The organism is Gordonia sp. p3-SID1431, from assembly GCF_025143765.1.
Taxonomy (GTDB): domain Bacteria; phylum Actinomycetota; class Actinomycetes; order Mycobacteriales; family Mycobacteriaceae; genus Gordonia; species Gordonia hongkongensis.
This window is the reverse complement of sequence record NZ_JAMBDT010000161.1, coordinates 1-7,177: the sequence shown is the minus strand read 5'-3', so window position 1 is coordinate 7,177 and position 7,177 is coordinate 1. Positions and strand designations below refer to the sequence as shown.

Sequence of the window (7,177 nt, the reverse complement as noted above, 5' to 3'; positions counted from 1 at the left end):
GCGCGCTCCTCAACACCATCGGCCCGGTCTGGGACGGCAACGAGGTCTGGCTCATCACCGCGGGTGCGGCGTTGTTCGCGGCCTTCGGCGGTTGGTACGCAACCATGTTCAGTGCGTTCTACCTACCGCTGTTCCTCATCCTCATCGGGCTCATCGTGCGGGTCTGCGCGATCGAGTGGCGGGGCAAGATCAACAACCCCCGCTGGCGCGTGTGGTGCGACGTCGGAATCGGGCTGGGTTCGTGGATTCCGGCGATCCTGTGGGGTGTGGCGTTCGCCAACATCGTGCGCGGGCTCCCGATCGACGCTGACGCCCAGTACACGGGTGGGTTCTTCAACCTCCTCAACCCGTATGCCCTGCTCGGCGGCGCCACGACCCTGCTCGCGTTCCTCACCCACGGGGCGGTGTTCATCTCGCTGAAGACCTCCGGTGTGCTGCAGGAGGATTCGGCTCGCTACGCTGCCCGGCTGGCCTGGCCGACACTGATCGTGGCCGCCGTGTTCCTGCTGTGGACCCAGTTCGCCTACGGCAGCTCGTGGACCTGGATTCCGGTGCTCATCGCCGCCGTCGCCGCGGTGGGCATGGTGGCCGCCACCCAGATCCGCCGCGAGGGTTACGCATTCATGTTCACCTGCATCGCGATCGCCGGCACGGTCGCCACGCTGTTCGCCGTGCTCTTCCCGAACACGATTCCGTCGACCCTGAATCCGCAGTGGAACCTCACCATCGAGAACACGTCGTCGAGCGATTACACCCTCACGATCATGACGTGGGCGGCCGTGCTCATCACCCCGGTGGTGATGGGCTACCAGGCCTGGACCTATTGGGTGTTCCGAAAGCGACTGTCGGTCGCGCACATCCCGGACCCGGCCGGACTTCCGTCGTTGCGAATCCCGAGCAAGTGAGACGCACCGCCCGGCCTCCGCTCGACCCCCGGCTGCTGCGGTATTCGCCGACGACGCGGCGGTATGTCGGGGTCACCGCGGCGTTCGCGGTGGCCGAGGTGGTCGCGATCATCGTGGTGGCCGCGATGGTGGCGTCGATCGTCTCCGAACTGATCGTGTCGCCCGGGGCGCGGTCGTTCGCCGCGCAGGGCGTTCACCTGACCGTGTTGGCCGCAGCACTGGCGGCCCGGGCCGCGATGGCATACGGACACGACCGATACGCGCACCGCGCCGCCGAGCGTGCGATCGCGGAGATGCGTGCCGAGGCCCTCGATGTCCTCACCGATCCCGCCCGCACGTCGCCGCGATCGCTGACGGCGATCCGCGAACACGCGAGCACCGTCCTCCTGCGCGGGCTGGACGCCCTCGGGCCGTATCTGTCGGGCTACCTGCCGACCCTGGTGGCCGCGGCGGTTCTGACGCCGACGGTCACGGTGGTCATCGCGTTCGCCGACTGGCCGTCGGCGCTCATCATCCTCGTCACCCTGCCCCTCATCCCGCTGTTCATGGTGCTCGTCGGACTGATGACGCGCGATCGCACCACACGCAAGCTGGCGACGATGAGCCGGCTGAGCGCCCAGCTCCTCGACCTCATCGCCGGATTGCCGACGTTGCGCGCACTGAACCGGGCCGGCGCCCCGGCGGTTCGGGTCGGTGAACTCGGTGAAGCCCACCGCCGCAGCACGATGAGTTCGCTGCGGGTCGCGTTCCTGTCGGGCGCCGTCCTCGAGTTACTGGCCACGCTCTGCGTCGCACTGGTCGCCGTGGGGATTGGTCTCCGTCTGGTCTATGGCGAGATGTCGTTGTACGCGGGCGTTTTCGCGTTGATCCTGGCGCCGGAGGCATACCTGCCGCTGCGTCGGGTCGGCATGCAGTTCCACAATTCCACCGACGGCCTCACCGCAGCCGAGCAGGTCTTCGAGCTCATCACACCGCAGTCTGAGGCGGCCACGCCGTCCGCCACCGGGAATCGTGGGGTCAGCGTCGCAGGCGAACCGATCACCGTGCTCGACGTCGGCATCCACGGGCGCGACGGATGGGCGCCGGAGTGCCTCCGCACGACGATCGAACCCGGGGCGCTGACCGTGTTCGCCGGACCGAACGGGTCGGGCAAGTCGACGATGCTGGCGGCGATCATGGGCCTGCTCGCTCCGGACGCGGGATCGGTGCTGATCGGGTCCACCCCGGTCGGTCAGGCCGATCCGGCGGCGCTGCACGAACAGATCGCCTGGCTGCCCCAGCAACCGGTGATCGTGCCGGGCACGGTCGCCGAGAACCTGGAGCTGTTCGGCGCGCTGGACCGCGACGCCTTCGAATCGGTTTCCGCGGCAACAGGCTTCGCCGCAGTCCTGGGTGGACTGCCGGGCCGGTTCGGCACGGTGCTGGGATCCGGCGGGGTCGGGCTCTCCGCGGGACAACGGCAGCGCCTCGCCCTGACCCGAGTCCTCGCCTCGCCGGCGCCGCTGCTGCTGCTCGACGAACCGACCGCCCACCTCGACGAGGCGTCCGAGCGCGACGTGTTCGCCGCACTCCGCGATCGCGCTCGGGCCGGGGACACCGTCGTCGTGGTGGCGCACCGGGGCGTCGCCCGCGAGTACGCGGACCGGGTGGTGGACTTCCCGGCGGCCACCGGCGCAGCAGCCGCGGGCACGGCCGAGGAGGTGGACCATGCGCGGTGATCCGTTGATCCGGGCTCTGGGCTTCCTCGGCCTGCGCCGGCGTCCCGCGCTCACCGCGCTCGCGCTCGGTGTCGGCGGCTCGCTCTCGGCCCTCTTCCTGGCGGCGCTGTCGGCCTGGCTCATCACCCGTGCGTGGCAGATGCCGCCGGTGCTGTACCTGTCGGTCGCGATCACCGCGGTCCGGGCGCTGGGTATCTCGCGCGGAGTGTTCCGCTATCTGGAACGGCTGGCGACCCACGATCTCGCCCTGCAGGCCATGGCCACCGCGCGGCAGCGCGTGTACACGGCGTTGGCGTCGGGCGCACCGGGTTATTCGGTCACGTTGCGGCGGAGTGAACTGCTCAACCGGACCGGTGACGACGTCGACGAGATCGGCAACGCCCTCATCCGCGGCCTGATCCCGATCGGCATCGGTGCCACGACATCGCTTGCGGCAGTGGTGGTGATGGCGCTGGTCTCGGTGCCGGCGGCCGTGGTGCTCGCACTCGCGCTGGCCGTCAGCGGCGGTGTGGCGCCGTGGCTGGCCGCGCGTGGTGGTGCCCGGTCGATCCGCGACGGCGCGCAGGCCGCGTCCGAGGCGACGGAGGCCGCCACGACGGCGCTGTGGCACGCGCCCGAACTCGTCGTCGCACGCAGACGCCATCGCGCGCTGGCAGCGGCCGCAGCGGCGGATCGTCGCCATCTCGACGCCACGGACCTGGGCATCCGGTGGCAGGCATCCGCCGCGGCGGCAACTCCGCTGGCTCTGGGTGCGTCGCTGCTCGCGGCATGCGTCATCGCCGTCGAATTGGCCTCGGCGAACTCGGGTTCGCTCGCCGGGGTGAGTTCGGGGGCGGGACTGACGCCGATGATCCTCGGTGTGCTCGTCCTGCTGCCGCTGTCGGCTTTCGAATCCACCGCGCCGCTCACCGAGGCCGGGCTGCAGATCGAGCGGAGCCGACAGAGTGCGGCCAGGCTCATGGCGCTGGTGGACGGGGCGCACGCCGAAGGAACAGCCGATGTGACCGACGCCGAGGTGTATCGGTCTCCGGTGCGTCTGACGACCACGGGGTTGCGCTGGGGACACCGAGGTCGGGAGGTCCTCGGTCCCGCGGCGGGCGTGGATCTCGACCTGCGACCTGGTTCGCGTCTGGTGGTCACCGGCCCGAGCGGGGCGGGGAAGTCGACGCTGCTCCTCACCCTCGCAGGTTTGTTGCCGCCGATGGCCGGGGACGTCGAGGCGGTCGATGTCGGCGACGGTTCGATCGTCGGGTTACGGTCGGCGGGATGCTATTTCGCCGAAGAGGCACACATCTTCTCGACGTCGGTCCGCGAGAACCTGCGCGTCTCCCGAGGTGACATCACCGACGAGGAGATCGATGCCGCGCTGGCGGCGGCCGGGCTGCAGCGCTGGGCCGCAGCACTTCCCGACGGTCTGGACACCGTCCTCACCGGTGGGGCCGATGCGATGAGTGGCGGGCAGCGGCGGCGACTGTTGCTCGCCCGCGCACTGTTGCATCCCGCGCCGGTCGTCCTGCTCGACGAACCGACCGAGCATCTCGACGAGGCGGACTCCGACGAGCTGTTGCGGCGCCTCCTGGGGATCGAACGGGACCTGTTCGGGCCCGACCGCATCGTCGTCGTGGTGACCCACCAGCCACCGGCCGACACCGGTGCGGCAGCGGTGCTCGAGTTGGCGGGCCGGCCCCTTTCTGCTCCCTGAGGTGCGAGCGAAGCGAGCCACGAAGGGCTCCGCAGCGTGCCTCACCAGGCCCTTCGTGGCAGTGAGAATGGGTGTGGGTGGTTGACCGGGTTTGGGTCTGAGTTACTTCGTGGCTGACGGTGCTGTCATGGGCGAGATGTGTCGGCCCGGAACTCCGGTCGATCACCTGCACCAAGTGACCTGTGAGGACCGGGGCGGGTGTGACCTGATTAGGACCCTGTCTGGCTGGTAGGCCGTGACTCTTCACTGTCCTGTCCACCCGCCCCGGTGAGGTCATCCCACACCGCAGTGAAGGAGACACCGCCAGAATGGCTGAGACAGCAGTGACCACGCAAGTGGTCGTACTCGGAGTCGACACCCATCAACAGACCCACCACGCCGCGATCGTCGCCACCGACGGCCGCCCGCTGGCCGATCGCGAGTTCCCGACCACCACCGCCGGCTACACCCAGTTGTGGCAGTGGGCGTGTGGCTTCGGCCGCGTCGAGGATGCCGCAGTGGAATCGAGCGCCTCCTACGGGGCCGGGTTGACCCGGATGCTCACCGCCGAAGGGGTGCGAGTGATCGAGGTCAACACCCCCGATCTGCCGCGCCGCTACGCCCACGGTAAGACCGATCAACTCGATGCCTACGCCGCAGCGATGGCAGTCATCACCGGCCGCGCGACCGCGGTGGCCAAAGACACCCGCGGCGCGGTCGAATCTGTTCGGATGCTCACCGTGGCAAGGGCTTCGGCCGTCGAGGAAGCCACCCGCATCGGTAACCAGATCCGTGACCTGTGTACCACCGCACCAGCCGAGTACGCCGATCAAGCGCGCCAGGCCCGCACCATCGCCAAGCGGGCAGCATTCATCAAAGACTTGCCGGTACCAGCCGAGAAAGCTGATCTGTCCGGGCCGGCCGCGGCGTTCGTGCGCGCGGCGCGGTCGCTGCTCGACCGACACCGACTCGCCCAACAACAAGCCCGGTCTTTGGCCCGCGAACTCACACGACTGCTGAGCAAGCTGGTACCCACCCTGCTCTCGCGCCCGCAGATCGGGCCGATCACCGCCGCCCGCCTGGTGATCACCGCCGGTGACAACGTCGAGCGGATGGGCACCGAGGCACGGTTCGCCAAACTCGTCGGCGCCGCCCCGTTACCGGCATCCTCAGGCAAAACCAGCCGTCACCGACTCAACCGGGGCGGGGACCGGCAAGCCAACAGTGCTCTGCACATGATCGCGGTCGGACGCATGAAATCCCACGCCCCCACCCGCGCCTACGTCGAGCGACGTTCCGCCGAACACAAAACGAAGAAAGACATCCTCCGCTGCCTCAAGCGCTACATCGCCCGCGAAGTGTTCCGCGACCTCACCACCGACCTCGGAGCACTTGACAAGCTATAGGACCCTCTCGTCGCTTGCGCTCCTCGCACCTCAGTATCTGCGGCCTGGCGGCCGTCGTGGGGGTCGAAGAGTTCGTGCTGGTCACCGGCGCGTGGGGGGTTGATAGTGGAGGGGTGGGATGCGGTGACCTTGAATTCCTCCCTTGTGCCGAAGAGCCAGTACCTCAGTGTGAGGCGCGGGGCCTGCCACGGGAATCGTGGATTGTTGCTACGAGCACGCGGATTAGACTCCTGCATTTGTTTGCCCCGTCCGCAGCCCACTTCCGAGGACTCGAAAGGAAACCGAGATGGAAGTGCTGCACCCCCGATGCGCCGGGATGGATGTCTCCAAAAAGGATGTGAAAGTCTGTGTCCGCCTGGCTAGTCCGGGCCGAAAGACGGTGCAAGAGACCACGACCTGGTCGTCGATGAGCGGCGACATTCTGCGGCTGCGGGACTATCTGATCGCCGAGCAGGTGACGTGTGTGGTCATGGAAGCCACCGGCGACTACTGGAAACCGTTCTACTACCTCCTCGAAGACGCCCCGTTCGAGGTGATGCTGGTCAACGCCCACGACGCCAAGAACCTCCCGGGCCGCAAAACCGATGTGTCGGATGCGGCGTGGCTGGCGCAGCTGGCCGCCCACGGGCTGTTGCGGGCCTCGTTCGTGCCGCCCGAACCGATCCGACGGTTACGCGATCTGACCCGCACCCGCACCGCGATCACCCGCGAACGCGGCCGCGAGATTCAACGGTTGGAGAAAGTCCTCGAAGACGCCGGCATCAAACTGTCGGTGGTGGTCTCCGATATCAACGGGGTCTCGTCACGATTCATGTTGCAGGCGCTGGTCAAGGGTGAACGCGATCCCGCCGTGTTGGCGGAGTTGTCGGTGAAACAACTCCGCCGCAAAATCCCCGCGTTGACCCAGGCGTTGCAGGGCCGCTTCACCGACCACCACGCGTTCCTGGTCGAGTTGCATCTGGATTTCATCACCGAACACACCACCCGGATCGACGCGTTGACCGAGCGCATCGAGAAGGTGATGGCGCCGTTTCAAGCCAAACGCGACCTGATCTGCACGATCCCGGGTATCTCCACCACCACCGCCGATGTGATCATCGCCGAGACCGGCGGCCAGATGGCCCAGTTCCCCACACCAGGCCATTTGGCCTCGTGGGCGGGGGTCTGCCCCGGCCAGCACCAATCCGCCGGACGGGTCAAGAACGTCAAAACCCGCCCCGGTAACCGTCACCTCAAAGGTGCTCTCGGGGCTACAGCGTTATCGATCGCCAGCCACAAAGGCACGTTCCTCAACGCCAAGTACCGGCGCCTGGTCCGCTCTCGCGGCAAACCCAAAGCGATCGTCGCCCTCGAGCACACCCTGCTCACCGTGGTCTGGATCATGCTCACCGACAACGTCGTCTACGACGAACCCGGCCCCGACTACCACCAGCAACGCCACCCCGAACGCACCAAGAACCGCGCCAT

5 protein-coding genes are annotated in these 7,177 nt (G+C 67.9%); all 5 read left to right on the top strand.

What is annotated here, in order from left to right:
• A partial coding sequence (gene cydB, locus M4D77_RS23140; RefSeq protein ID WP_259937602.1) for a cytochrome d ubiquinol oxidase subunit II occupies positions 1 to 905 on the top strand: 905 nt, incomplete at its 5' end.
• The gene (cydD, locus tag M4D77_RS23135; protein ID WP_211538457.1) at positions 902 to 2,623 is read left to right on the top strand and encodes a thiol reductant ABC exporter subunit CydD; all 1,722 of its coding nucleotides are present in this window, start codon (positions 902 to 904) and stop codon (positions 2,621 to 2,623) included. The genes cydB and cydD, both read left to right, overlap by 4 nt.
• Entirely contained in the window at positions 2,613 to 4,325 is a 1,713-nt protein-coding gene (gene cydC, locus M4D77_RS23130; RefSeq protein ID WP_259937599.1) for a thiol reductant ABC exporter subunit CydC, read from the top strand. Before cydD ends, cydC begins: the two co-directional genes overlap by 11 nt.
• Before the next feature lie 308 nt (positions 4,326 to 4,633).
• Positions 4,634 to 5,710 carry an IS110 family transposase gene (locus M4D77_RS23125; RefSeq protein WP_211540890.1) on the top strand — a complete coding sequence of 359 codons (1,077 nt, stop codon included), beginning with the start codon at positions 4,634 to 4,636 and terminating at the stop codon, positions 5,708 to 5,710.
• A gap of 286 nt (positions 5,711 to 5,996) precedes the next feature.
• Positions 5,997 to 7,177, top strand: a 1,181-nt coding sequence (locus tag M4D77_RS23120; protein ID WP_259937594.1) for an IS110 family transposase, incomplete at its 3' end; no start/stop codon positions are given.

Coding starts and splice junctions, on each gene's coding strand:
- cydC (WP_259937599.1), top strand. CDS start 2,613: ATGCGCGGTGATCCGTTGATCCGGGCTCTGGGCTTCCTCGGCCTGCGC.
- M4D77_RS23125 (WP_211540890.1), top strand. CDS start 4,634: ATGGCTGAGACAGCAGTGACCACGCAAGTGGTCGTACTCGGAGTCGAC.